Annotated in this window: 18 protein-coding genes; 7 read left to right on the top strand and 11 right to left on the bottom strand. The window is 74.9% G+C overall.

Translation table 11 applies throughout. The annotated features are described in order from the left end of the window. Positions 1-51: 51 nt before the first annotated feature. Both FZ988_RS02440 and FZ988_RS02435 read right to left on the bottom strand, forming a co-directional pair. Complete coding sequence (locus FZ988_RS02440) at positions 52-369, bottom strand: putative quinol monooxygenase (RefSeq protein WP_149202385.1); 318 nt, start codon at positions 367-369, stop codon at positions 52-54. Between the two features lie 118 nt (positions 370-487). After that, entirely contained in the window at positions 488-1,396 is a 909-nt protein-coding gene (locus tag FZ988_RS02435; RefSeq protein ID WP_149202384.1) for an AraC family transcriptional regulator, read from the bottom strand. A 197-nt stretch (positions 1,397-1,593) separates the two neighbouring features. On the opposite strand from FZ988_RS02435, the gene FZ988_RS02430 reads away from it, so the two are divergent. Continuing rightward, positions 1,594-2,355 carry an SDR family NAD(P)-dependent oxidoreductase gene (locus FZ988_RS02430; RefSeq protein WP_149202383.1) on the top strand — a complete coding sequence of 254 codons (762 nt, stop codon included), beginning with the start codon at positions 1,594-1,596 and terminating at the stop codon, positions 2,353-2,355. Positions 2,356-2,386: 31 nt separating this feature from the next. On the opposite strand, the gene FZ988_RS02425 is transcribed toward FZ988_RS02430, so the two are convergent. Beyond that, entirely contained in the window at positions 2,387-2,953 is a 567-nt protein-coding gene (locus tag FZ988_RS02425) for a TetR/AcrR family transcriptional regulator (RefSeq protein ID WP_149202382.1), read from the bottom strand. Between the two features lie 81 nt (positions 2,954-3,034). On the opposite strand from FZ988_RS02425, the gene FZ988_RS02420 reads away from it, so the two are divergent. Beyond that, positions 3,035-5,560: an MMPL family transporter gene (locus tag FZ988_RS02420; RefSeq protein WP_149202381.1), complete on the top strand. Its 2,526-nt coding sequence runs from the start codon at positions 3,035-3,037 to the stop codon at positions 5,558-5,560. 22 nt (positions 5,561-5,582) lie between these two features. Here the strand turns inward: FZ988_RS02420 and FZ988_RS02415 are convergent, their stop codons facing one another. Next, complete coding sequence (locus FZ988_RS02415) at positions 5,583-6,557, bottom strand: prenyltransferase/squalene oxidase repeat-containing protein (protein ID WP_246169104.1); 975 nt, start codon at positions 6,555-6,557, stop codon at positions 5,583-5,585. Positions 6,558-6,719: 162 nt separating this feature from the next. Here FZ988_RS02415 and FZ988_RS02410 point away from each other — a divergent pair, with 162 nt between their 5' ends. Together FZ988_RS02410 and glf are read left to right on the top strand one after the other, a co-directional pair. Further along, positions 6,720-9,134 (top strand): ATP-binding cassette domain-containing protein, encoded by a 2,415-nt coding sequence (locus FZ988_RS02410; protein ID WP_149202379.1) that lies wholly within the window; start codon positions 6,720-6,722, stop codon positions 9,132-9,134. A gap of 126 nt (positions 9,135-9,260) precedes the next feature. Next, positions 9,261-10,424: a UDP-galactopyranose mutase gene (gene glf / locus FZ988_RS02405; protein WP_149202378.1), complete on the top strand. Its 1,164-nt coding sequence runs from the start codon at positions 9,261-9,263 to the stop codon at positions 10,422-10,424. Between the two features lie 47 nt (positions 10,425-10,471). Here the strand turns inward: glf and FZ988_RS02400 are convergent, their stop codons facing one another. The 5 genes from FZ988_RS02400 to FZ988_RS02380 are packed head-to-tail and all read right to left on the bottom strand — an operon-like array spanning position 10,472 to position 12,868. Next, on the bottom strand, positions 10,472-10,999 hold the full coding sequence (locus FZ988_RS02400; protein WP_149202377.1) for a phage tail protein: 528 nt from the start codon (positions 10,997-10,999) through the stop codon (positions 10,472-10,474). A 9-nt stretch (positions 11,000-11,008) separates the two neighbouring features. Further along, positions 11,009-11,503, bottom strand: coding sequence for a phage tail protein (locus FZ988_RS02395; RefSeq protein WP_149202376.1), 495 nt, complete (start codon positions 11,501-11,503; stop codon positions 11,009-11,011). Between the two features lie 12 nt (positions 11,504-11,515). Then, on the bottom strand, positions 11,516-12,022 hold the full coding sequence (locus FZ988_RS02390) for a phage tail protein (RefSeq protein ID WP_149202375.1): 507 nt from the start codon (positions 12,020-12,022) through the stop codon (positions 11,516-11,518). Beyond that, positions 12,000-12,506 carry a GNAT family N-acetyltransferase gene (locus tag FZ988_RS02385; protein ID WP_149202374.1) on the bottom strand — a complete coding sequence of 169 codons (507 nt, stop codon included), beginning with the start codon at positions 12,504-12,506 and terminating at the stop codon, positions 12,000-12,002. Before FZ988_RS02385 ends, FZ988_RS02390 begins: the two co-directional genes overlap by 23 nt. Continuing rightward, complete coding sequence (locus FZ988_RS02380; protein ID WP_188078941.1) at positions 12,506-12,868, bottom strand: DUF6916 family protein; 363 nt, start codon at positions 12,866-12,868, stop codon at positions 12,506-12,508. Before FZ988_RS02380 ends, FZ988_RS02385 begins: the two co-directional genes overlap by 1 nt. A 103-nt stretch (positions 12,869-12,971) precedes the next feature. Between FZ988_RS02380 and FZ988_RS02375 the strand changes: the two genes are divergently transcribed. Next, positions 12,972-16,175, top strand: a complete 3,204-nt coding sequence (locus FZ988_RS02375; protein WP_149202372.1) for an immunoglobulin domain-containing protein — start codon at positions 12,972-12,974, stop codon at positions 16,173-16,175. A gap of 84 nt (positions 16,176-16,259) precedes the next feature. On the opposite strand, the gene FZ988_RS02370 is transcribed toward FZ988_RS02375, so the two are convergent. Together FZ988_RS02370 and FZ988_RS02365 are read right to left on the bottom strand one after the other, a co-directional pair. Beyond that, positions 16,260-16,784 carry a MarR family winged helix-turn-helix transcriptional regulator gene (locus FZ988_RS02370; protein ID WP_149202371.1) on the bottom strand — a complete coding sequence of 175 codons (525 nt, stop codon included), beginning with the start codon at positions 16,782-16,784 and terminating at the stop codon, positions 16,260-16,262. 110 nt (positions 16,785-16,894) lie between these two features. Then, positions 16,895-17,728 (bottom strand): alpha/beta fold hydrolase, encoded by an 834-nt coding sequence (locus FZ988_RS02365; RefSeq protein WP_149202370.1) that lies wholly within the window; start codon positions 17,726-17,728, stop codon positions 16,895-16,897. Between the two features lie 449 nt (positions 17,729-18,177). Here FZ988_RS02365 and FZ988_RS19110 point away from each other — a divergent pair, with 449 nt between their 5' ends. After that, the gene (locus tag FZ988_RS19110; RefSeq protein WP_149202369.1) at positions 18,178-22,998 is read left to right on the top strand and encodes a hypothetical protein; all 4,821 of its coding nucleotides are present in this window, start codon (positions 18,178-18,180) and stop codon (positions 22,996-22,998) included. After that, the gene (locus FZ988_RS02355) at positions 22,995-23,249 is read left to right on the top strand and encodes a hypothetical protein (protein ID WP_149202368.1); all 255 of its coding nucleotides are present in this window, start codon (positions 22,995-22,997) and stop codon (positions 23,247-23,249) included. The genes FZ988_RS19110 and FZ988_RS02355 overlap by 4 nt, the downstream gene beginning before the upstream one ends. Positions 23,250-23,283: the final 34 nt, after the last annotated feature.

The raw sequence follows: 23,283 nt of genomic DNA, 5'->3' as shown, positions 1-23,283 counted from the left end.
CGGTGCGGTCGTCGGCCGTGCCGGTCGTCGTACGCGGCCGACCGGGAGAGCTCAGAGGAGGGCTTTGCCGCCCACCGGGACGAGGTCCGTGCCTGCGGGCTCGCCGGCCAGGAGCCCCTGGACCCGCGCGACGACGGCCTGCGCCGCCGGACCGGCGAACTCTCGGTGGTGCTCCTCCTCGCTGGTCCACCCCTCGGCGACGTGCACGACGTCGGGGTTCGAGGCGGAGCGGCTCACGAGGTAGACGATGCAGTGGGCGCTGGCCGCGGGGCTGCCGGGCTCGAGGCCGCTGAGCAGCGCCTCGATCAGGTCGTCGCCCAGGCCGGGCCTGGCGGTCATGGTGGAGGTGAATCCGTAGGTCGTGTTCATGGCTCCACCCTGGGCCGGGCCGGGCCGAGGTCCCTAGACCGATCCCCGCCGATGACTGCCCGATCCTGCTCGGGGGCGCCGCCCGAGCGGGTCGCGCGTCACCCGAGCGTGTCGCGCGTCACCCGAGCGCTCCCGCGGTGCCGGCGGTCGCCCTGAGCCGGAGGGCGTCGGCGGCGGGCGGTGCGCCGAACTGCCGCCGGTACTCGCGGCTGAACTGCGACGCGCTCTCGTAGCCGACGGCGTGCGCCACGCCCGCGACGTCGCGAGGGTCGAGCACGAGGCGGACGCGGGCGGCCTGGAGGCGGATCTGCTTCTGGAACTGGATGGGGCTCATGGCCGTGACGGACCTGAAGCTGCGGTGCAGCGCGGACGGGCTCATGCGGGCGATCTGGGCGAGGTCGTCCACCCGGACCGCCTCCGCGTAGTGCTCGCGCAGCCACGTGACGGCGTGGCCCACGTGGTTGAGGCTGCTGTCGGCCAGGCCCAGCTGTCGCACCGTCGCGCCCTGCTCACCCGTCATGAGCAGCCAGAGGATCTCCCGCTCGACCATGGGGCCGAGGACGGGCAGGTCACGAGGGCGGTCGAGGAGCCGCAGCATCCGTACGACGGCGTCGAGGAGGGCCGGGGAGGAGTCGGCCACGACGATGCCGGGCGGAGCGGTCGGCTCGTGGCGCAGGACGGCGGCCTCCCGGGCGGTCGGGTGGAGCAGCAGCTCGGCCACGACCGCCGGGCGCAGGGTCAGGCCGAACCCGAGCGCCGGACGTTCGCGGCTCGCCTCCGTGAACTGGCCGGTCACGGGGAGGTCGAGCGAGGCGACGAGGTGCTGCCCCGCGCGGTACTCGAGCACACGGTCACCGAGGGCGAGCCGCTTGGCGCCCTGCGCGACGACCGCGAGGACCGTCCCCGTGGTCGACGTCGCCGGCGGCCCCGCCTCCTCGACGAGCGACACGTGAACGCCCTCGGGGGTGCTCGTGACGCCGGCACGTGCGTGGCGGGTGATCAGGTCACGCAGCTCGTCGAGGACCATGCGCCGATGCAACCACCCGGCCGCTGCCCTGGGTACCCCCGGCTGCCGTGCGAAGCAGGATCGGGCATCGGGTCGACCGGATCGGTCTAGGGCGTCGGGGCCTGCGCTGATGTGCTGGTCGGGAGCGACCGGCGCTGTCGTCCGGGCCTGCGACCCGCGGGCCCGACGCCGTCGCACGCGGACCGAGGAGGACCAGCATGTCCATCACCATCGTCACGGGCGCGAGCTCGGGCATCGGGCGGAGCGCGGCGATCGAGGTCGCCCGGAGCGGCTCCGGCGTGATCGTCACGTACAACGCGCGGCCCGACCGGGTCCGCGAGACCGTCGCGCGGATCGAGGAGCTCGGTGGGACGGCTGTCGCCCTCCCGCTCGACCTCGCGCGGACCGAGACGTTCCCCGCGTTCGCCGCGGAGGTCCGTCGGGTCGTGGCCCAGACGTGGGGCGAGACCCACGTGACAGGCGTCGTCAACAACGGGGGCTTCTCGCGGGTGGCGCTGGTCGAGGACATGACCCCGGACACCTTCGACGAACTCTACGGCGGGCTGCTCAAGGGGCCCTACTTCCTCACCCAGGTGCTCCTGCCCCTGCTGGCGGACGGCGGCGCCGTCGTGTGCACCACGAGCGCCAGCGCGACGCAGCCTCTCGGCCTCGTGCCCGGGTACTCGGGCTACGCGGCCATGAAGGGCGGCCTGGTCGTGGCGACGCGGTACCTCGCAGCGGAGCTCGCCCCGCGCAGGATCCGGGTCAACTCGGTCTCGCCGGGCCCCACGCGGACGAGCCTCGGGGGCGACACGTTCAGCGCTCACCCGGAGCTCGCGGAGCCGCTCGCGGCGAAGACGGCGCTGGGTCGGCTCGGCGAGCCCGAGGACGTCGGCCGCGTCATCGCCTTCCTGCTCTCGGACGGGGCCCGCTGGATCACGGGCCAGGACGTCGAGGTCTCCGGGGGCTTCAACCTGTAGCGGCAGGGCGGGGCGGCCCGACTGCTGCCGGTCAGCGCAGGACGGCGCGGACCAGACGCTCGGCGCTGCCGGGACTGGCCGGCGCCCGCTGCAGGACGTGGACGACGACGGCACCCACGAGCGCCTGCGCGACCTCCTGGACGGGGGTCTCGGCGGGGAGGTTCCCTGCGGTCACCGCCGTCGTGAGCCGGCCCGTGAGCAGCGACGACGCGCCGAGGGCGTCGTTGAGCAGCCGGCCCGTCGCCTCGTTGTCCGCGGCGGCCGTGACGAGCGAGAGCATGAACGTGCTGTTGCCGGGGGCGTCCGCGAACCGGAAGAGGTTGTCGAGCCAGGCGGTCATGTCGGCCCGGATGTCGCCCGTGTCCAGCGGGCGCAGCTCGGAGGGCAGGAGGCGTCCCTCGATGAGGCACTCGGCGACGAGCTCGCTCTTGGAGTGCCACCAGCGGTAGATGGTCTGCTTCGCGACTCCGGCCGTGGCGGCGACGCCCTCGATCGTCAGGTTCTCGTACCCGCGCTCGACGAACAGGGTCGCCGTCGCGTCGAGCACCGCGAGCCGTGCGGACTCGCTGCGCACCGCTCCGCGACGACGCTCAGACATGGCGCCAGGGTACGGGGCGATTCGCGCAACGCAACGTTGCGTATGCTTGAACCTCGCAACGGGACGAGCTCGGGAGTGACCATGGCGGAAGCGCTGTACCGGCTGGGCAAGGCGGCGGCGCACCGCGCGTGGCTCGTCATCGGGGCGTGGGTCACCGTGCTCGCGCTCGCGGCAGGCGCGTACCTGGCCTGGGCCGGCACGCTCACGACGAGCTTCGACATCCCGGGCCTCCCGTCGTCGGACGTCGTCTCCGAGCTCGAGGACGCGCTCCCCGCGCTCGCGGGCGCCTCCGGGACGATCGTCTACCGCACGCAGGACGGCTCGTCGCTGACCGAGGACCAGCGCGCCGCGATCAGCGCCCTCGTCGCCGACGCGGCCGACCTCCCGGACGTCGCGCAGGTCGTCGACCCGTTCGAGGCCGAGGCCGGCCGCGAGGCGCAGGCCGCCGAGCTCGAGGCCGGACGCGCCCAGATCGAGGCCGGCCAGGTCCAGCTCGACGCCGGCCAGGCGCAGCTCGACGCGGCAGCACCCCAGGTCGAGGCGGGCCAGGCCCAGCTCGACGCCGGTCGGCAGCAGCTCGAGGCCGCGCGGCAGCAGGCCGAGGCGGCCGGGTTCCCCACGGCCGAGGTCGACGCCCAGCTCGCCGCCCTCGACGCGCAGCAGGGCGAGCTCGACGCCCAGCGTGCGCAGCTCGAGGCCGCGCAGGCCCAGCTCGACGCCGGCCGCGAGGAGCTCGAGGCCAACGCGGAGCGGGTCGAGGAAGGCGCCGAGCTCATGACGCTCGCGCAGGACGTGCGCGTCGTCTCCGAGGACGGGGCGACCGCCGTCGTCAACGTCGCCTTCACCGACTCGCGCATGGAGCTCCAGGACGAGTCCAAGCAGGCCGTCGTCGAGCACTTCACGTCGGCGCCCGTCGACGGCGTGGAGGTCGCGGCGTCCTCCGAGATCGCCCAGGGCGTCCCCAAGCTCGTCGGGCTGGGCGAGGTCGCCGGCCTGCTGGTCGCCGCGGTCGTCCTGCTCGTGATGCTCGGCACGGTGCTGGGTGCCGGGATCCCGATCGTCTCGGCGCTCACGGGCGTGGGCATCGGTGCGCTCGGCGCGCTGTCCCTGTCCGGCGTCGTGCAGATGGCGTCCGTCACCCCGGTGCTGGGCCTCATGCTCGGCCTCGCCGTGGGCGTGGACTACTCGCTCTTCATCCTCAACCGGCACCGCAAGCAGGTGCTCCGCGGTGTCGAGCTCGACGAGTCGATCGGTCTGGCCAACGGCACGTCCGGCACCGCCGTCCTGTTCGCGGGCAGCACCGTCGTCGTCGCCCTGCTCGCGCTGAACATCACGGGCATCCCGTTCCTCGGCCTCATGGGGACCGTCGGCGCGGTCTGCGTCGCGATCGCGGTGCTCATCGCCGTGACCCTCACGCCCGCGCTTCTCGGCCTCGTCGGCGAGCGCATCCTCAGCCGTCGCGCCCGGGCTGCGAGCGCCACGCAGGACGACGTCGTCGCCCATGCGGCGCCCATGTCCACGCGTCGGGCCGTGGTGACGGTCCTCCTGAGCACCGCCGTGCTCCTCGCGCTCGCCGTCCCGTCCCTCTCGATGCGCGTCGGGCTGCCCGACGGCTCGTCGGAGCCCGAGGGTTCCCTGGCCCAGCGCGCGTACGCGATCACGCAGGACGCGTTCGGCGCGGGTGCGAACGGCCGGCTCATCGTCGCCGCCGACCTGCCCGCGGGCCTCGACGAGGGTGCCCTGGTCGACGCCCAGCTCACCGTGGCCCGTGCGCTCGCCGACACCGACGGCGTGCGTGCGGTCGCACCTGTCGCCGTGTCCGACGACGGCCGGCTCGCCGCCTTCCAGGTCGTGCCGGAGGCGGGCCCCGACAGCGAGTCGACCGAGGAGCTCGTGCGCGCCCTGCGGACGATGCCCCCCGTCGACGGGGAGATCACGCTCGGCGTCGCCGGTCAGGCCGCCATCAACATCGACATCTCCGAGAGCCTCGACGACGTGCTGCCGCTGTACCTGCTCGTCGTGGTGGGCCTCTCGCTGGTCATCCTCGTCCTGGTGTTCCGCTCGATCCTCGTGCCGCTCATCGCGACCGGCGGGTTCGTGCTGTCGCTCTTCGCGACGTACGGGGCGATCACAGCCGTGTTCCAGGAGGGCTTCGGGGCGGGGCTCATCGGCCTCGACAACCCCGGGCCGATCCTCAGCTTCCTGCCGATCATCCTGGTGGGCATCCTCTTCGGCCTCGCCATGGACTACCAGCTCTTCCTCGCGACGGGGATGCGCGAGGTCTACGTGCACGGGGCCCCGGCCCGGGTCGCCGTCGCGCGGGGCTTCCGCGCCGGGCGCTCGGTCGTCACGGCCGCCGGGCTGATCATGGTGTCGGTGTTCGGCGGATTCGTCTTCGCCGACTCGGTGATGATCCGTTCGGTCGGGTTCGGCCTGGCGTTCGGCGTGCTGGTCGACGCGTTCGTCGTGCGGATGCTCCTCATGCCCGCGCTGATGCACCTGCTCGGCGACAGCGCGTGGTGGCTGCCCAGGTGGCTCGACCGGCTGCTGCCCGACGTCGACGTCGAGGGCGCGGGGATCGAGCGGCGCCACCACCTGCACTTCTGACCGGCCGCGCGGCGCCCGACAGTCAGGCGGTGCCAGCCGGGCAGGCGATCAGTGCGGCGACGACCCGGTCGGTCGCGAGCCGGCTCGACCGGCGCGACGACCGCGGCTCGAGCGCCGGGAACCCGGTGGGCCAGAACGAGCGCAGGAGGGGCCAGCCGCCGTCGGGCCGCTGGAGGGCGGTCAGGAGGTCGACCGCGGGCTGCAGGCGCTCGTCGTACGGGCCCGTCCGGGCCGCGAGGCCGAGCACCTCGACGAGGTCCGTCCGCCAGTCCACCGGGAACGTCGGCACGAGCCACTCGTCCGCACGCGCGGGCGGAACCCCCAGGGGCAGGACGCGCCCGTCGCCCGTGCGCATGAGGCTGCGTGCCAGCAGCGCGTCGCGGATCACCCCGAGCAGCTCGTCCACGTCACGCGCGTCCGTGCCGGTGAGCGCCGCCGTCCCCGTCTGGCCCGTACGGCGCCACAGCTCGAGGGCGCGCCCCGCCTTGACGACGCCGACCAGGCACGACGTCGAGGCGAAGCACCCGCCGTACCGGTGCGACAGCGCGGGGTGGTACGGCTCGACGTCGCCGCGCCGCGAGACGCCGTGCTCGCGCACGTCCTGGTGCCGCAGGATCCAGGCGACCTGGGGGGCGGCGAGATCCGGACGGCCACCGAGCAGGTACGTGGTCGCCGCGATGCCGACGTAGCAGGCGAGCACGCCGTCGCGTCGGCCGTCGCGTGAGAACACGCCACCGTCGGTCGTCCCGCGGGCGGCGAGGAACCGGGCCGCGGCGTCCCACGCCGGACCCGACGCGGCGCCCAGCTCGGCCAGGACGTTCACGGTCCAGAGCGTCGGCAGCACGCGCCGCCGCCAGTCGTCGGCCGCGCCCCACGAGCCGTCGTCGCGCTGGCGCTCCAGGACCCGGTCGAGCGGCGCGACGTCGAGCGGCGCCGAGGCCGCGAGCCACGAGGCCGCCGCGGCGAGGTCGCACACGGGCGGTGCGCCCGGCGTCATCCGACGCCCACGCCATGAGCCATGCCCCATCGTGACCGCGCGCGCCACGCACCCGCCAGGGCCGTGGGTCCCCGCCGGACCGCGGATCCGGGGAATCCCCTGCCGCTCGTGCGGGCCCGTTCCTTAGCATGACCTCACACGGGCCCGACGGATGGAGTCACGATGGTCAGCAGCATCGCGCAGGGCACGACGGGGCAGGCGACGCAGGGGGCCGCACCGCAGCGGCACCCGGCCGACGCGCACGAGGTGATCCGGGTGCAGGGGGCCCGCGAGAACAACCTGCGCGACATCAGCATCGAGATCCCCAAGCGCCGCCTCACGGTCTTCACCGGCGTCTCGGGCTCAGGCAAGAGCTCGCTCGTCTTCGACACGATCGCCGCGGAGTCGCAGCGGATGATCAACGAGACCTACAGCGCGTTCGTGCAGGGCTTCATGCCGACGCTCGACCGCCCTGACGTGGAGGTGCTCGAGGGGCTGACCACGGCGATCATCGTCGACCAGGAGCGCATGGGCGCCAACGTGCGCTCGACCGTCGGGACCGCGACCGACGCGAACGCGCTGCTCCGCATCCTGTTCAGCCGGCTGGGGGACCCGCACGTGGGGTCGCCGAACGCGTTCTCCTTCAACGTGCCGTCGGTGCGGGGCAGCGGGGCGATGACGGTGGCCCGCGGGGAGGGCGACGGCGAGACGGTCAGCCGGTCGTTCACCGTGACGGGGGGCATGTGCCCGCGCTGCGAGGGCATGGGCAACGTCACGGACATCGACGTGACGCAGCTCTACGACGCGGGCAAGTCGCTGCGCGAGGGACCGTTCACGATCCCGGGTTACAGCATGGACGGCTGGTACGGCCGGATCTTCATCGGGTCCGGGTACTTCGACCCGGACAAGCCGATCCGTGACTACACGGAGCAGGAGCTCCACGACCTGCTGCACCGCGAGCCCACCAAGCTCAAGATCGAGGGCATCAACCTCACCTACGAGGGCCTGATCCCCAAGATCCAGAAGTCGTTCCTGTCCAAGGACCGCGATGCGCTCCAGCCGCACGTGCGGGCGTTCGTCGAGCGGGCGGTCACGTTCACCTCCTGCCCGGACTGCGGCGGGACCAGGCTCAACGAGGCCGCCAGGTCCTCGCGGATCGCCGGCGTGAGCATCGCCGACGCGTGCGCCATGCAGATCAGCGACCTCGCCGCGTGGGTGAGCGGCCTCGACGAGCCGTCGGTCGCGCCGCTCCTCGCGAACCTGCGCCACCACCTCGACTCGTTCGTCGAGATCGGCCTCGGCTACCTCTCGCTCGACCGGCCCGCCGGCACGCTCTCGGGCGGCGAGGCGCAACGGACCAAGATGATCCGGCACCTGGGGTCGTCGCTCACCGACGTGACCTACGTGTTCGACGAGCCCACGATCGGGCTGCACCCGCACGACATCCAGAAGATGAACGACCTGCTGCTGAGCCTGCGGGACAAAGGCAACACGGTGCTCGTCGTCGAGCACAAGCCCGAGGCCATCGCCATCGGCGACCACGTCGTCGACCTCGGCCCCGGCGCGGGGAGCGGGGGAGGCGAGGTGGTGTTCGAGGGCACCGTCGAGGCGCTGCGCGCGAGCGGCACCCTCACGGGCCGGCACCTCGACGACCGCGCGACGCTCAAGGAGTCTGTGCGCACGCCCACGGGGGTGCTGGAGGTGCGCGGCGCGAGCACCCACAACCTGCGCGACGTGGACGTGGACATCCCGCTCGGCGTCCTCGTCGTCCTGACGGGCGTCGCGGGCTCGGGCAAAAGCTCCCTGGTCAGCGGCTCGGTCACGGGCCGCGAGGGCGTCGTCACCGTCGACCAGGGCGCGATCCGCGGCTCACGGCGCAGCAACCCGGCGACGTACACGGGGCTGCTCGAGCCGGTCCGCAAGGCGTTCGCCAAGGCCAACGGCGTCAAGCCCGCGCTCTTCAGCGCGAACTCGGAGGGTGCGTGCCCCACGTGCAACGGCGCGGGCGTGATCTACACGGACCTCGGCATCATGTCGACCGTCGCCACCACGTGCGAGGAGTGCGACGGCAAGCGGTTCGACGCCTCGGTCCTCGAGTACCGGCTGGGCGGCAAGGACATCAGCGAGGTGCTCGCGATGGCGGTCGACGACGCGGTCGGGTACTTCGCCGAGGGCGAGGCGCGCACGCCGGCGGCGCACGCGATCCTCACGCGCCTGTCCGACGTGGGGCTCGGGTACCTGAGCCTCGGCCAGCCCCTCACGACGCTGTCGGGCGGCGAGCGGCAGCGGCTGAAGCTCGCGACGCACATGGGCGCCAAGGGCGGCGTCTTCGTCCTGGACGAGCCGACGACGGGCCTGCACCTCGCCGACGTCGCCCAGCTCCTCGGGCTGCTCGACCGGCTGGTCGACTCGGGCACGTCCGTGGTCGTCATCGAGCACCACCAGGCCGTCATGGCGCACGCCGACTGGATCATCGACCTGGGGCCGGGCGCGGGGCACGACGGCGGGCGCATCGTCTTCGAGGGCCCGCCCGCGGAGCTCGTCGCCGCACGCAGCACCCTGACGGGGGAGCACCTCGCCGCGTACGTGGGCGCCTGACGCCCGCACCGACCCGGCTACCCTCGTCCCGGAGATCGCCTCGCCGGCCGGTGCGCACGTGCGCACGCGCCCGGCCGGGGTCGGGCGGCCGGGCACCGGTGCGCGGGCGGCAGGACGGAGGATGACGTGGCGGACGTGGTCGTCGTCGGTGCGGGCCTCTTCGGCCTGACCGTCGCCCAGCGGCTCGCCGACCACGGCGTGCGCGTCCTCGTCGTCGACCGTCGCGAGCACGTCGGGGGCAACGCGTACAGCGACGTCGAGCCGACCACGGGCATCGAGGTGCACAGGTACGGGTCGCACATCTTCCACACGTCCAACGAGCGCGTCTGGGCGTACGTCAACCGGTTCACGGCGTTCACGCCCTACGTGCACCGGGTGCGCACGGTGCACCGCGGCGAGGTGTACCCGATGCCCATCACGCTCGGGACGATCAACCAGTTCTTCCGGTCCGCGCTCGGCCCGGCCCAGGCGCGCGCGCTCGTCGCGGAGCACGCCGCAGAGCTCGCGGGCAAGGAGCCGGAGAACCTCGACGAGAAGGGGATCTCGCTCGTGGGGCGCCCGCTGTACGAGGCGTTCATCCGCGGGTACACGGCGAAGCAGTGGCAGACGGACCCGCGCGAGCTGCCGGCATCGGTGATCTCACGCCTGCCCGTGCGCTACACGTACGACGACAGGTACTTCGACGACCCGTACCAGGGCCTGCCGGTGCAGGGGTACTCGGCCTGGTTCGCGCGCATGCTGGACCACCCGCGCATCGAGGTCAGGCTCGGCTGCGACTTCTTCGACACCGGGCAGCCCGTGCACCGTGGTGCCGTCGTCGGGCAGGTCCCCGTGGTCTACACGGGCCCGGTCGACAGGTACTTCGACCACCGCGAGGGCCGGCTCGGCTGGCGGACGCTCGACCTCGAGGCCGAGGTGCTCGGTGTGGGGGACTTCCAGGGCACCGCCGTCATGAACTACGCCGACACGGACGTGCCCTACACGCGGATCCACGAGTTCCGGCACTTCCACCCCGAGCGACGCCATCCCGACGACGCCACGGTGATCATGCGGGAGCACTCCCGGTTCGCGGGCGACGACGACGAGCCGTACTACCCGGTCGCGACGGCGGAGGACCGTCGGCGCCTCACCCGCTACCGCGGCCTCGCCGCCGCTGAGCCCCAGGTGTTCTTCGGCGGACGCCTCGGCAGCTACCAGTACCTCGACATGCACATGGCGATCGCCGCGGCCCTGGGGCTGACCCAGAACACGCTCCTGCCCACGCTGGGGCTCGTGGGCGACCAGGCCTGATCCCGGGCCCTCCGTTCGCGCGGCGCTTCGGGTGGACCCGCGCCTGCTCAGGGCCGAGGCGGGAAGACCCCCACGAGCGCGATGACGAACGTGAGGGACAACGACGGCGGCCGGTTGTTGTGCGGCACGCTGCCGCCGGCCGGTGCGATCGCGCCGGGGGCCATGGCTCCGCTCACCGGACCGGTCGAGTAGAGCTGCTCGCGCGAGCGCCCCTGCTGCGCCTGCGCCCACACGGCGGCCGACGGGTTGCCCGTGGTCCCACGGGTCCCGGCACGAACGCCGTGGTCGTGCGCCGGGATCTGCGACTCCAGGAGCGTCACCTCCTCCACGCCGCCCCGCTCACCCAGGCCGTAGGGGCTCAGCCCCGGCCCCTGCCCGGCGTGGACAGGCGACGCACCACGCAGGTCAGGCAGGGCGAACGTCGTTATCCCGTCTCCGCCGTATGAGGTGCCCAGTAGCACGAACAGCGCCGTGTTCTGGCTGATCGGCATGAGCTGGCCGTCGCAGAACGCCCAGCCTGTGGGCGCGAAGGTCCACGCACCCATGCGGATCTCACCGACGAAGGGATCTGCCATCGCGTGTCCTCAGTTCCGGCTCGGGAAGATGCCCTGGAGGGCGATGACGAAGCTGAGCGTCAGGTACGGCGGCATGTTCTCGTGCGGCTGGCTGCCGCCGGCCGGGCCCACGGCAGCCGGGTCCATCGCGACCTGCGGCGTCGTGCCGTAGTGGTGTGCCGTGGTCGTGGCCCACCTCGCTCCGGCGGGGTCCGCCGTGTCGGCCGTCCCACCCGGCCTCGCCACGTGCGTGTGGGTGGGCATCTCCGCCTGGGTCAGGGTGTGGACCTCCTCGCCCCAGACGGCCCCCTGGGGGTACGTCGGGGAGGCGTGCACCGGGACGCGGCCACGCAGGTCGGGCAGCGCGAACGTCACGCGGCCGTCGCCGCCGTACGTGGTGCCGAGCAGCGAGAAGAGCGCCTGGTTCTGGTTGATGGCCAGAAGCTGCCCGTTGCACAGCGCCCACCCCTTGGGGGGGAAGACGAAGCTGGCCAGGCGGATCTCGCCGAGGAAGGGTTCGCTCACGTCGCTGCTCCCTCAGGCCTGCGCGGGGTAGATGCCGTAGAGGCTGATGATGAAGTGGACGACGAGGTACGGCGGCCGGTTCTCGTGCGGCTCGCTGCCCCCGACCGGGTCCAGGGCGCCGGTCGCCATCGGTGCGGTCGACGCGCCCGGCGTGGGCAGGAAGGCGGGCGCCGTCGACGCCGCCCAGACCCCGCCGGCGGGCGTCGAGGCCGTGGCCTCCGCAGCCGAGCCCTGCGGGGTGTGCCGGTGCACGGGCAGCTGCTGGGTCGTCAGCAGGACGGTCTCGAGCCCGCCCTGCCTGCCCAGGACGTGGCCGCCGTCCTGGTGCAGCGGCCACCGGCCCCGCAGGTCGGGCACGGCGAACGTCTGCTGCCCGTCCCCGCCGTACGTGGTCCCGATGAGGGTGAAGAGGACGTCGTTCTCCGAGATGGACAAGAGCTGACCGTCGCACATCGCCCAGCCGATCGGGGCGAAGTTGCCGCCGAACATGCGGATCTCACCGACGTAGGGCTGACCCATGCGGTACCTCCGTCCGTGCCGCGAGCGTCGTGCGCTCGAGCGTCAGGTCGAGACCGTCGTCCGCGACGACGGCGAAGCCCAGGCGCGCGTAGAGCCGCCGGGCGCCGGTGTTGTCGGCGCGCACGGTCAGGCGCACGCCCGCACCGGTCGCGTCGGCGCGCGCGAGGACGCCGGCGAGCAGCGCCGTCCCGTGCCCGGCGCGCTGGTGCGCCGGGTGGACCGCGAGGTCCACGAGGTCGATGCGGCCCGGCCGGACGTCGAGGAGGAGCCGGCCGACGGGTGCGTTGTCGACCTCGGCGAGCAGGTCCTGCGCGCCGGGGTGCGCGAGCGCGTAGTGGCGCTCGCGGGCAGCGTGCTGCTGGCCCAGGAACGCGTCGGCGACCGGGGCCGGCCAGCCGAACGCCGCGACCTCGTCGGCGCGGACGGCCGCGTGCAGCGCGGCCAGGAACGGTGCGTCCGCGGGCGTCGCGGGGCGCAGCCGCATCAGACCGTCCTGTTCACGACGGCCTCGAGGTCCGTGCGCTCGGCCCCGACGGGTCCGAGGTGGACCGCGAGGTCGCCGTCGCGGTGCTCGAGCACCCGGGTGGCCCCGGGCAGGTCCGCCGTGTCGTGGGTGGTGAAGACGAGCCGGAACGCGTCGTGCCGGGGCGTCGGCCCCTCCAGGCCCGTGACAGCGGTGAGGGTCAGGGTCGCGTCGCCCGTGCGGAAGCGCGTGCCGACGAGGGGCGTCAGCGCCTCCGCCGTGAGCGGGATCGCGCGGCGGCGGCCGAGCTCGACGCCGCCGACGACCACCCCGGCGGCCACGAGGGCACCGCCGGCGGCTAGCACGGAACGGCGTGTGAGCACGGGGGACCTCGGGACCTGTCGCACGGGTGGGGCGCAGCGAGCCTATGAGGATTCACCCGTTCGGTCTGCCAGCCGACCGGGTGAAACCCCCTAACCTCGGCGCATGCCCCTCACCGCCCGGCTGTCGCCGCGCATGCCCGCGTCCGTCGCCGCCGTGGGGCTGCTGGCCCTCGTGGGCGGCATGCTCGGCCCCGTCGGGTCCGCCGCGGCCGCGACGACGGTCACGGTCACGGTCGCCTCGGACGCCGCGCTCACGGCGGGGTGCGACGACGGCGCGGCGGGCACGACCCTGCGTGAGGCGCTGTGCGCGGCGTCGGCCGACGGCGACGCGGTCGTCGTGGTGCCCGACGCGATGGTGGTGAGCCTCTCGCAGGGCCCGCTCGTCATCGCCCCGGCGGGCCCGGCGACGATCACCGTCACCTCACCCGGCACGTTCGTGGTCGACGGCAAGGCGCGGCGGATCCTCGACATCGACCCGCTCCTCGTCGGCGGCGTCGACGTGACGCTCTCGCACGTCGAGCTCCGCAACGGGGCGCCCGACGCGACCGACGCGGCCGAGGTCGCGGGCGGTGGCGCGATCCTCGCGGGCTCGGGCACGCCGGGCGCCCCGGACACCCTGCGCCTGTCCGACTGCTCCGTGCACCACAACGCGAACGGGCCGCGCCGCGCGGCTGCTCCCGGCGGCGCGGTGCAGATGACGGGCGGCCGGCTCGAGATCACGCGGTGCACGTTCACGGACAACACCTCGGACGGCGCTCCCGGCGGAGCCGTCGCCATGCTCGGGGTCGACGGCACGGACACCATGACCGTCACCGACTCGGTGTTCACCCGCAACACAGTGACCGGGACCGACGAGGACGGCGTCCTGGGCGGTGGAGCGATCTGGTCGCGGGACGTCCCGCTGACGATCACGGGGTCGGCCTTCACCGCGAACAGCGTCACCGCACCGGCCGCGTCCGGGGTCCGTGGCTCCGCCGTCCTCGCGACCGGGCCGACGTCCGTCGTCGGGTCGGACGTCGCGGGCAACACGGTCACGGGAGCCGCCACGGCCGCCGGCGCGGGTGCCGCTCTCGCACTGCCCGGCGGGGGCACCGTGACTGCCACGCGCCTGGTCGGCAACACCGAGACGTTCGACGGCTCGTCCGGCAGGGTGGCCGTGCGCGGCCCGGTGTCCGTGACCGGGAGCTGGTGGGGGTGCACGGGCGGCCCGGGCGCCCCGGGGTGCGACACCGCGGTCGAGGCGACCGCCGTCGCGCCCTACGCGACGCTCACGACGAGCGTCTCGCCGGCCGTGCCCGCGCAGGGCGCCGTCACCACCGTCACCGCGTCCCTGCGCCTCTCGGACGGCACCCCCGCAGCCCCGGCGCTGCTCGCGCGCATGGCGGGACGCCCGGTGACGTGGGCGTTCGCACCGGTGTCGGGTGCCGACGCGCCGTCGAGCGACCTGGCGGTGCGGACCGACGGGACCGCGCGCACCACGTACACGACGGGTGCCGCGACGGCGGTGGACGTGACCGCGACGTTCGACGGCGCGGCCGTGACCCGGACCGTGCAGCGCGGCGTCCCGCCGACCGTCGGCGCACCGGGCGCCACGACGGTCGCCGAGGGCAGCACCGCGGTGCTCGAGGCCACCGTCGACGGGTACCCGACGGCGACGGTCCGGTGGGAGACCGCGCCCGCCGGGGGCACCACGTGGACCGACGTGGTCGACGGCCCGGGCGTGACCGGCGCGACCACGAACCGGCTGCAGGTGACGGCGCACCGCAGCCTCGACGGGCGGCAGTACCGCATGGTCGCGTCCAACCTGGCCGGCACCACGACGAGCCCCGCCGCCACCCTCTCGGTGACCTGGGGGCCCCAGGTCACCGAGCAGCCCACGGACACCACCGCGGTCGCGGGCGGCGACGCGACCTTCCGGGTGACCGTCGCGGGCAACCCGGTGCCCGGCGTCCAGTGGCAGACGCGGGCGTCCGGGGCCGCGACCTGGGAGGACGTCCCGGGTGCGACCGGAGCCACCTACACGCGCACGACGGTCAGCGCCGACAACGGCCTCGAGGTCCGCGCACGGGTCACCGGTGCCGGCCCGGCCGTGGACTCGGCGAGCGCGGTGCTGACCGTACGGGAGGCGCCCGTCTTCACCACCCAGCCGGTCGACGCGACGGTGGACGCCGGGACGACCGTCACCCTCACCGCGGCGGCCGTGGGGCGTCCGGCCCCGTCGGTGCGGTGGCAGGTGCGGACGGCCGGTGGGGCGTGGGAGGACGTCCCGGGTGCGACCGGCTGGACCCTGGCCGTCGTCGCGGCCGACGACGGCCGCGAGTACCGCGCGCTCGCCTCGAACGCCGCCGCGCAGGACGTCGCGAGCTCGGTCGCGGCGCTGCACGTCCTGACGCCACCCGGTGTGTCCGACCCCCAGGACATGGTCGTCGGGGTGGGCGGGACGGCACGCTTCGCCGTCACGGTCACGGGTAGCCCGACGCCGGTCATCTCCTGGGAGACGTCGCCCGACGGTGCGGTGTGGACGCCGGTGCCGGGCGCCTCGGGCGCCTCGTTCGACCTCGTCGTCGCCGCGACGGACGACGGTCTGCAGGTGCGTGCGCGTGCGTCGTCGACGCTCCTCGCAGGTCCCCGCACGGCAGTGAGCGCTGCGGCGACGGTCGCGATCGCGGCCCCGCCCGCGCTCGTCTCAGGCCCTGACGGGGTCGCACCCGACGCGACCGGGACCGTGCCCGTCACGGCGGGGACCCCGATGACGTTCTCCTACACCGTCGACGGGGTCGGACCGACCGCGACGTGGCTCGCGTCGCGTGACGGCGGTGCGACGTGGGGTCCCCTGCCTGCGGGCGCCGTGACCCAGGACCTCGTCGTCGGCCCGGTCTCATCGGGCCTCATGGCGGCCGTGGGGACGGTGACCGCGAACGCGGTCGTCGCGACGCGCACGACCTTCGTGGTCCGCTACACCCCGACCGCCGCCGACGACGGGCTGCTCCTGCGCCTGCGCGTGACGACCGCGGCGGGCACCATCGACCTGCCCGCCGTCGCGCTCGACGTGCCGGCCGCGGGCGGCGGCGGGAGCACGGGTGGCGGCGGCTCCGGCGGGACCGGCGGGACCGGCGGAGCAGGCTCGGGTGGTGCCGCGACGCGCGGGACGGGCGCCGGCGCAGCCTCTGCGGCACCGGCCGGCGTGGCGCGTGCGGCAGGCCTCAGCTCGACGGGGGCCTCGGCCGTGTCGACGGGCGCCCTGGCGCTCGCCCTGACGGCCGTGGGGGCCATGCTTCTCGCGGCCCGGCGCCGACGGGAGAGCTGAGCGGACGGGTCCGCGCCGGTCGTCGAAGGGTAGGCGGGCCGGCGGGCCAGACGCGTGCGGGCGCGGGCTGCCGGGGCCGCGGCGTCAGCGAACGGTGCGCGCGACGCTCGCGTTGAGCTTGTGGAGCAGGCGGCTCAGCTCAGCCGTCTCCTCGTCGGTCAGGCCGGTCGCCTCCTGGATCGCCTCGCCGATGTGACCGGTGCGGGCCTCGAGGGCGGCGCCGTCGGCTGTCGGCGAGATGAGGACCGAGCGCTCGTCGTCGGCCCGGCGTTCGCGCCGCACGAGCCCGGCGGTCTCGAGCCGCTTGAGGAGCGGGGACAGGGTCCCGTAGTCGAGGTGGAGCTCTTCGACGAGCGTCCGCACGGCGCTCGGCCCACGCGACCACAGGACCCGCATGACGAGGTACTGGGGGTAGGTGAGCCCCAGGCCGTCGAGGAGCGGGCGGTAGGCCGTCGTCAGGCCCCGCGTCGCGGCGTACACGTCGAAGCAGATCATCGCGTCGAGCGGTCCGGGCCCCGCCGTGGTCCCGGCCGCGCCGTCGGCAGCCGCGGGGGTCGGACGGGCTGGTCGGGGCGTGGCTGACGCGCCCGCGCCACGGGTGCTGGGCATCCCCGCATCGTATCCGGGCGCATCCGGAGCGGGCGCGCCCGGCGGGCCGGGCGGGACCGTGCGCACGGGGCGCCGGTCGCTCCGCAGGCCCGCCGGGCGACGCACCTCGATCAGCTCCGCAGGAAGCTCAGGAGAGCCTCGTTGACCTCGGCCGCGTGGGTCCAGAGCAGGCCGTGCGGCGCGCCCTCGACCTCGACGTACGTGGCCTGGGGGAGGCGCTCGCGGAACCGGCGCGCGGTCGCGTCGATCGGCAGGATGCGGTCGGCCGTCCCGTGCAGGATGAGCGCCGGGACGTCCACCTTCTCGATGTCGGCACGGAAGTCCGTGAGCCACGCCGGCACGACGGCGTACGCACCGATGGGCGCGGACCCTGCAGCGGTGACCCAGGCACCGCGGACCGCGGCCTCGCTGAGCCGGGTGCCCAGGTTCTCGTCCGTGTTGAAGAAGTCCGCGTAGAACTGGTCGTACCACGCGTACCGGTCGGCCCGGGCGGTCGCGGCGATGCCGTCGAAGACGTCCTGCGGGACGCCGCTGGGGTTGTCGTCGGTCTGGAGCAGGAACGGCTCGAGCGACGCGAGGAACGCGGCCTTGGCGACGCGCTCGGAGCCGTACGTGCCGAGGTACCGACCGACCTCGCCGGTGCCCATGGAGAAGCCGACGAGCACGACGTCGCGGAGGTCGAGCGTGCGGAGCACGGTGTCGAGGTCGGCGGCGTACGTGTCGTAGTCGTAGCCGGTCATGACCTTGCTCGAGCGGCCGAAGCCGCGGCGGTCGTACGTGACGACCCGGTACCCGGCCTCGACGAGCGCGGCGGTCTGCTTCTCCCAGGACTGGCCGTCGAGCGGGTAGCCGTGGATCAGCACGACGGGCTGACCGGTTCCGTGGTCCTCGTAGTACAGCTCGATGTCGGTGGAGTTCTCGGTCCCGACGGTGATCGTTCCCATGGCGTGTCTCCTGTCGCGTCCGGCGGGCCCTGCGCCTGCCTTGTGCCCAACTATATGGGGCACAAGGTAAATGTCAACAGGATCGTCGTCGTGGTCGCCGGGTGCCTGGATGCGGTCCCGGCCGGGGCTGACGGTGCGTGCCGCTCCGTCGTCGTCCAGCGTTCAATGACTTGTTTGACGCAAGGTGTCCGAGGGGCCACACTTGCCCTGACAGTGCGCATCGCCTGCCCCCTGCGCGGTGCGCACTGTTCTACGTCCGGGGTCGGCCGGCCCGTGATCCACGGGCCGGCCGACAACCCGTGGACCGCGGCGCCGGGCAGCGGTGCCCCAGGAGGGCCCCAGGCGCCTCCCGCTGACCGCGGCCGCCCAGGCGCCTCGCCCACCGCTTCACCCCGCTCACGACGGCGCGCCAACGCGGCACGCGGACGTTGCGCGGTTAGCGTGAACCCGTGACTGCTCCCGCGCGCATCCAAGGCCCGGGACCCGACAGAGCGGACCGCCGCGGGCCCGAGGACTCCGCCCCTGTCGCGGTACCCCGCCTGACCACCGCCCAGATCGTCGAGCAGGCGTGCGAGCACTGGCGCGCGGGCCTCTCGGCCCGGGCCGACCACTCCGCGCTCGCGGACGTGGCACGGCTCGGCGACGCCCAGCTCGACCTGTCGGCCGCCCACCCCTCGGGCATCGCCCAGCTGTTCGCCGGCCGGGCGACCCGGCTGTCCAACCTCGTGCGCGAGGGCTCGGCCCTGTCCGCGGCGAAGCGGCGCACGCGCGCCGTCGGCGCCCTCGCGGAGGAGCACGCGCAGCGGTACGGCCTCGCGTCCGCGTTCCTCGCGATCGGCGTCGCGACCTGGACCGAGGAGCCCGACGCCGGGACGGGCGTCGACCTGTCGGCCGTCGGTGCGCTCGCCGACGCCGCACGCCCGGACCCGTCCGGCGCCACCGACGGCGGGCCGTCCCGGGCCGAGGCGGCCCCGCGCGAGGAGGCGCAACCCCGGACCATCGCCGCGCCCGTGCTCCTGCGGCCCATCGCCGTCACGCCCCGGGGGCGCGGCGAGAGCGACTACGACCTCACCCTGGAGCCGTCGCTCGAGATCAACCCCCTGCTCGCCACGGCCCTGCGCCGTCGCGGCGCGCTGCTCGACCCGACGGCGCTCGCCCGTGGCGCGTTCACGGCGTCGGGCTTCGACCCACGGCCCGCGCTCGAACGCCTCGTGTCCCTCGGCGAGGCCGTCCTGCCCGGGTTCCGCCTGGACGACCGGCTGCTCGTGGGCACGTTCGTGCACCCGGAGCAGGCCCTCGTGGCGGACCTGGACGCCCAGGCGGGCACGCTGCACAAGCACGAGCTGCTCGCCGCGCTCGCCGGCGACCAGCGCGCCGTCGACGCGCTCGCGCACCCCCTGCCGCCCATGCTCCGCGGCGACCGCGCCCTGGACCAGGAGCGCGGCGTCGGCGACCTCGACACCGCCCAGACCTACGTGCTCGACGCGATCGCGGCCGGCCACCACCTGCTCGTCGACGCGCCGTCGGGCAGCGACGTCCCCGGGACCCTCGCGGCGGTCGTCGCCGACGCCGCCGCGAGCGGGCGCACGATCCTCTACGTCGCAGGGCACCGTCGTGCCGCGACCGTGCTGACCGAGCGGCTCGCGGCCCTCGGGCTCGACGAGCTCGTCCTGGACATCGCCCCGGACTCGGCGTGGCGGGCGAAGGCCGGTCGGCGCCTGCTCGGCGCGATGACCGTCGAGCCCGTGCACGTCGAGTCGGACAAGGTCGAGATCGTCCAGCGCGAGCTCCTCGACCGGCGTCGCCGCCTGCACGGCTACATCGACGGCCTCCACCTCGTGCGCGCGCCCTGGGGCATCTCGGCCTACGACGCGCTCCAGGCCCTCGCGCGACTCACCTCCGTCCGGCCCACGCCGCAGACGACCGTGCGCCTGACCGCACCCGTCGCCGAGTCGCTCACCGCGGAGCGGCGGGCGCAGGCCCGTGCGGACCTCGTCCACGCCGCGGGCCTCGGCGCCTTCTCCCACAGCTCGCGCGCGACGGCCTGGTACGGCGCGGACCTGCCGACCCCCGAGCGTGCCCAGACGGCCCTGCGGCGCATCGACGAGCTGCTCGACGACGTGCTGCCGCGCCTCGAGGACCAGGTGGCGCGCGTCGCCGACGCGACCGGGCTCACCCGCGCGTCGACCCCCGCGCAGTGGGGCGAGCAGCTCGAGATGCTCGCCGGGGTCCGCGGCGCGCTCGACGTGTTCCAGCCGCTCGTGTTCGAGCGCTCGGCCGCCGACCTGGTCGCCGCCACGGCGCCGCACGCGTGGCGCGAGGAACGCGGCATCGAGATGAACGGCACGCTGCGCCGCCGGCTGCGCAAGCAGGCCAAGGACATGCTGCGTCCGGGACGCCCCGTGGCTGACCTGCACGCCGCCCTCGTCGACGTCCAGGCGCAGCGCGAGGTGTGGCAGGCCCACTGCCCCGCCGGCGGCTGGCCGCGCATCCCCGAGGGTCTGTTCGAGATCGAGCACGACAACCGCGAGGCGCGGGCCCACCTCGACGCCCTGGCGGCCGTGCTCGGGGGCACGCCGTCGGGCGGCGCGCTCGACGGCCTCACGTGGGCGCAGCTGCGCGACAGGCTGCGCCGGCTCAAGGCCGACGGGTCGGCCCTCGACACGCTCCCCGAGCGCACCGCCCTCCTGCGGAGCCTCGACAGGCAGGGCCTCGGCGAGCTCGTCGCCGACCTGGCCGACCGGCGGGCCGGTGCGGCGATCGTCGGCGCCGAGCTCGAGCTCGCGTGGTGGAGCACGGTGCTCGAGGAGATCCTGCGCGAGGACCCGGCGCTCGCCGGGTACGACGGCACGGGCCTCGCACGCCTCGTCGCCGAGTTCAGGGCCCTGGACCGGCGTCACCTCCAGGACCGCGCGGTCCTGCACCGGGCCGCCACGCGCGAGTCGCTGCGCATGCGCCTGCGCTCGGCCGAGGAGCAGACCCAGGGACTGTTCGCCGAGATCATCGAGGACCGCTTCACGAGCCTGCGCCACGCCGTCGAGCGGTACCCGGCCGTCGCGCGGCACCTGCGACCGTGCCTCGTCGCGGCACCGATGCTCGTGCCGCACCTGCTGCCGGCGTCCCGCACCGAGGACCTCGTGATCCTGGACGCGGCGGGCCACCTCCCGCTCGAGGCGCTCGTGCCCGCGCTCGCACGCGGCCGCCAGGTCGTGGTCGTGGGGGACACCCGGAGCGCCTCGGGCACCGCCCTCGCGCAGCTCGCGGCGGTGCTGCCGTCGATCTCGCTCCACGCGGACAGCTCGCGGCGCGACCCGCACCTGACCGCATTCCTCGCCGAGCACGGCTACGCCGGCCGGCTCACCGCGACGCCGTTGCCCGTCGCCGGCTCGCTCCTGCGCCTCGACCGGGTCGACGGCAGTGGCATGCCCGCGGCGAACGGCGCCGTCGAGGGCACGCGCGCGGAGGTCGAGCACGTCGTCGAGCTCGTCGTGGAGCACGCCCTGACCCGCCCCGAGGAGTCGCTCGCGGTGGTCACCGCCTCACCGGTGCACGCCGAGCGGGTCCGCGAGGCCGTGATGGCCGAGGTCCGTGACAACCCGGCACTCGAGGCGTACTTCCGGCCCGAGCAGGCCGAGCCGTTCGTCGTCGTCGAGGTCGGTGCGACCCAGGGTCTGAGCCGCGAGGCCGTCGTCTTCTCGCTCGGCTTCGGCCGAACCCCGCACGGCCGCGTGCTCCACAGGTTCGGCCGGCTCAGCGAGACGGGCGGCGACGGCCGGCTGCTCGAGGCGCTCGGTGCGACCCGCCGCCGGCTCACCATCGTCAGCTGCTTCGGCCCCGAGGACCTCGACCCGGAGCGGCTGCGCGCCCCCGGCGCCGTGCTCCTGTCGGCGCTCCTCGACCTCGCCGCGCGCCGGACGGACGCGGCTGACGGGCTCGACCGGACCGCACCGACCGCCCGCGGGCCCGAGCCCGACCGCCTCGTGCTGGACCTGGCCGAGCGCCTGTGGCGCCGAGGGCTCACGGTCGACCTCGACCACGGCATCGCCGGGGGCCCACGCATCCCGCTCGTCGTGGGCCACCCGGACCTCCCGGACGAGATGCTCGTCGCCGTCCTCACCGACGACGACGGCTACGTCGGCGAGCCGAGCGTCCGCGTGCGTGACCGCCAGATCCCCGAGCGGCTCGAGCGCCTGGGCTGGACGGTCGTCCAGGTCTGGTCCGCCGCCGCGTTCCTCGACCCGCAGGGCGAGGCCGACGCGATCAGCGAGGCGACCGTCACCGCGTGCGCGCGGCGCCTCGCCTCCCGCCCGGCGCCCCGCGCACCGCTCATGGTTCCCGCACTCCCGGCCGACGCAGACGAGGCCGTGCCCGACGCCGGGCAGTCGCCCTCCGGGAGCGCCCGACGCGCGGCCGCCGCGGAGGACGCCACGCCCCGGACGGCCCGCGCCGAGCCTGCCGCCGCAGCGTCCCCAGCACCGTCCGCCGCACGGTCCGGCATCCCGGCGGAGCCGTCCCCGGTCCCGTCCGAGCCGGTGGCGTCCGGCTTGAGGTCGGAGGCACCCGACCCGGCGCCCGTGCCGTCCGACCCGGCGGCGCCGGACCGGACCGAGGCCGCACCCGGGCCGGCCGCGGTCGCCAGGGCGCCGGAGATGCCCGCCTGGTCGCCGACCGGGATCCCCGCGGACGCGCACGGCGCCCGCGAGCCCGTGCGGACGTCCGCCAAGGGGCGGCCGGCCAAGAAGCGCCGGATGCCGGTGCCCTCGCTCGTGCCGTCCTCCACGGGCGAGACGCCGCAGGACGCGGCACCGGCACACGCCCCCGCCGGGCCCGCCGTCGTCGAGCCCGCCGCCGCCGGGCCCACCGCCACCGAGCCCACCACCGTCGATCCCGCCGCGGCCGAGCCCGCCGCGGCGCGAGGTGAGCCCGCCGCACCCGCCGCTGCTCGACGCGAGCCGTTCGCGCCCGCTCAGCTGGACCGCCGGCTCGGACCCGTCCCGCCGCCCGTCCCCGCCGACGCCCGGATGGCGCCGCTCTTCGACGTCCCCGGCGTTCCCACGCCCGCACCAGCGCGGCCGCCCGTCGAGAGGGGGCTGCCGATCGGCGCGTACAGCGACGACCAGCTCGACGACCTCGTCGCGTGGCTGCGCGCGGACGGCGTCGAGCGCACCGAAGACGAGCTCGCGGCGGCGCTGCGTGCCGAGCTGGGCATCGTCCGGCGCGGCTCGCGCGTCGACGCTGTCGTGAAGGGCGCGGTCCGGCGGGCCCGATGACGCGCGACGCACCGGAGGAGCAGACCGCGCCGCCCGAGCAGCCAGGCGGTGCGGCGCCGCGCAGGCGCGGGCGACGCCGGGCGACGGGGGGCATGCCGCCGACCCCGCCGGCGGTCGCCGCCACGGGGGCGGACGACGTCCCGCTGCTGCCTCGCCGGGCCGCGGAGGACCAGGACACGGGCTGGGGCGAGCGCCCGGCGGCCTCGGACGACGACGAGCGGTTCCTGCGCGAGGTCCCACCGCACTGGTGAGCGTGGTGGCCACCTGGCGCGACCCGCCGACGGA

The sequence above is a fragment of the Actinotalea subterranea genome (assembly GCF_008364845.1).
GTDB classification, from domain to species: domain Bacteria; phylum Actinomycetota; class Actinomycetes; order Actinomycetales; family Cellulomonadaceae; genus Actinotalea; species Actinotalea subterranea.
The sequence above is the reverse complement of the archived record's forward strand: the minus strand, read 5'-3'. Positions and strand labels throughout refer to the sequence as shown.

Coding starts and splice junctions, on each gene's coding strand:
- FZ988_RS02375 (WP_149202372.1), top strand. CDS start 12,972: ATGCCCCTCACCGCCCGGCTGTCGCCGCGCATGCCCGCGTCCGTCGCC.
- FZ988_RS02430 (WP_149202383.1), top strand. CDS start 1,594: ATGTCCATCACCATCGTCACGGGCGCGAGCTCGGGCATCGGGCGGAGC.
- FZ988_RS02385 (WP_149202374.1), bottom strand. CDS start 12,506: ATGCGGCTGCGCCCCGCGACGCCCGCGGACGCACCGTTCCTGGCCGCG.
- FZ988_RS02390 (WP_149202375.1), bottom strand. CDS start 12,022: ATGGGTCAGCCCTACGTCGGTGAGATCCGCATGTTCGGCGGCAACTTC.
- FZ988_RS02435 (WP_149202384.1), bottom strand. CDS start 1,396: ATGGTCCTCGACGAGCTGCGTGACCTGATCACCCGCCACGCACGTGCC.
- FZ988_RS02425 (WP_149202382.1), bottom strand. CDS start 2,953: ATGTCTGAGCGTCGTCGCGGAGCGGTGCGCAGCGAGTCCGCACGGCTC.
- FZ988_RS02415 (WP_246169104.1), bottom strand. CDS start 6,557: ATGACGCCGGGCGCACCGCCCGTGTGCGACCTCGCCGCGGCGGCCTCG.
- FZ988_RS02365 (WP_149202370.1), bottom strand. CDS start 17,728: ATGGGAACGATCACCGTCGGGACCGAGAACTCCACCGACATCGAGCTG.
- FZ988_RS02400 (WP_149202377.1), bottom strand. CDS start 10,999: ATGGCAGATCCCTTCGTCGGTGAGATCCGCATGGGTGCGTGGACCTTC.
- FZ988_RS02420 (WP_149202381.1), top strand. CDS start 3,035: ATGGCGGAAGCGCTGTACCGGCTGGGCAAGGCGGCGGCGCACCGCGCG.
- FZ988_RS02370 (WP_149202371.1), bottom strand. CDS start 16,784: ATGCCCAGCACCCGTGGCGCGGGCGCGTCAGCCACGCCCCGACCAGCC.
- FZ988_RS02355 (WP_149202368.1), top strand. CDS start 22,995: ATGACGCGCGACGCACCGGAGGAGCAGACCGCGCCGCCCGAGCAGCCA.
- FZ988_RS02440 (WP_149202385.1), bottom strand. CDS start 369: ATGAACACGACCTACGGATTCACCTCCACCATGACCGCCAGGCCCGGC.
- FZ988_RS02410 (WP_149202379.1), top strand. CDS start 6,720: ATGGTCAGCAGCATCGCGCAGGGCACGACGGGGCAGGCGACGCAGGGG.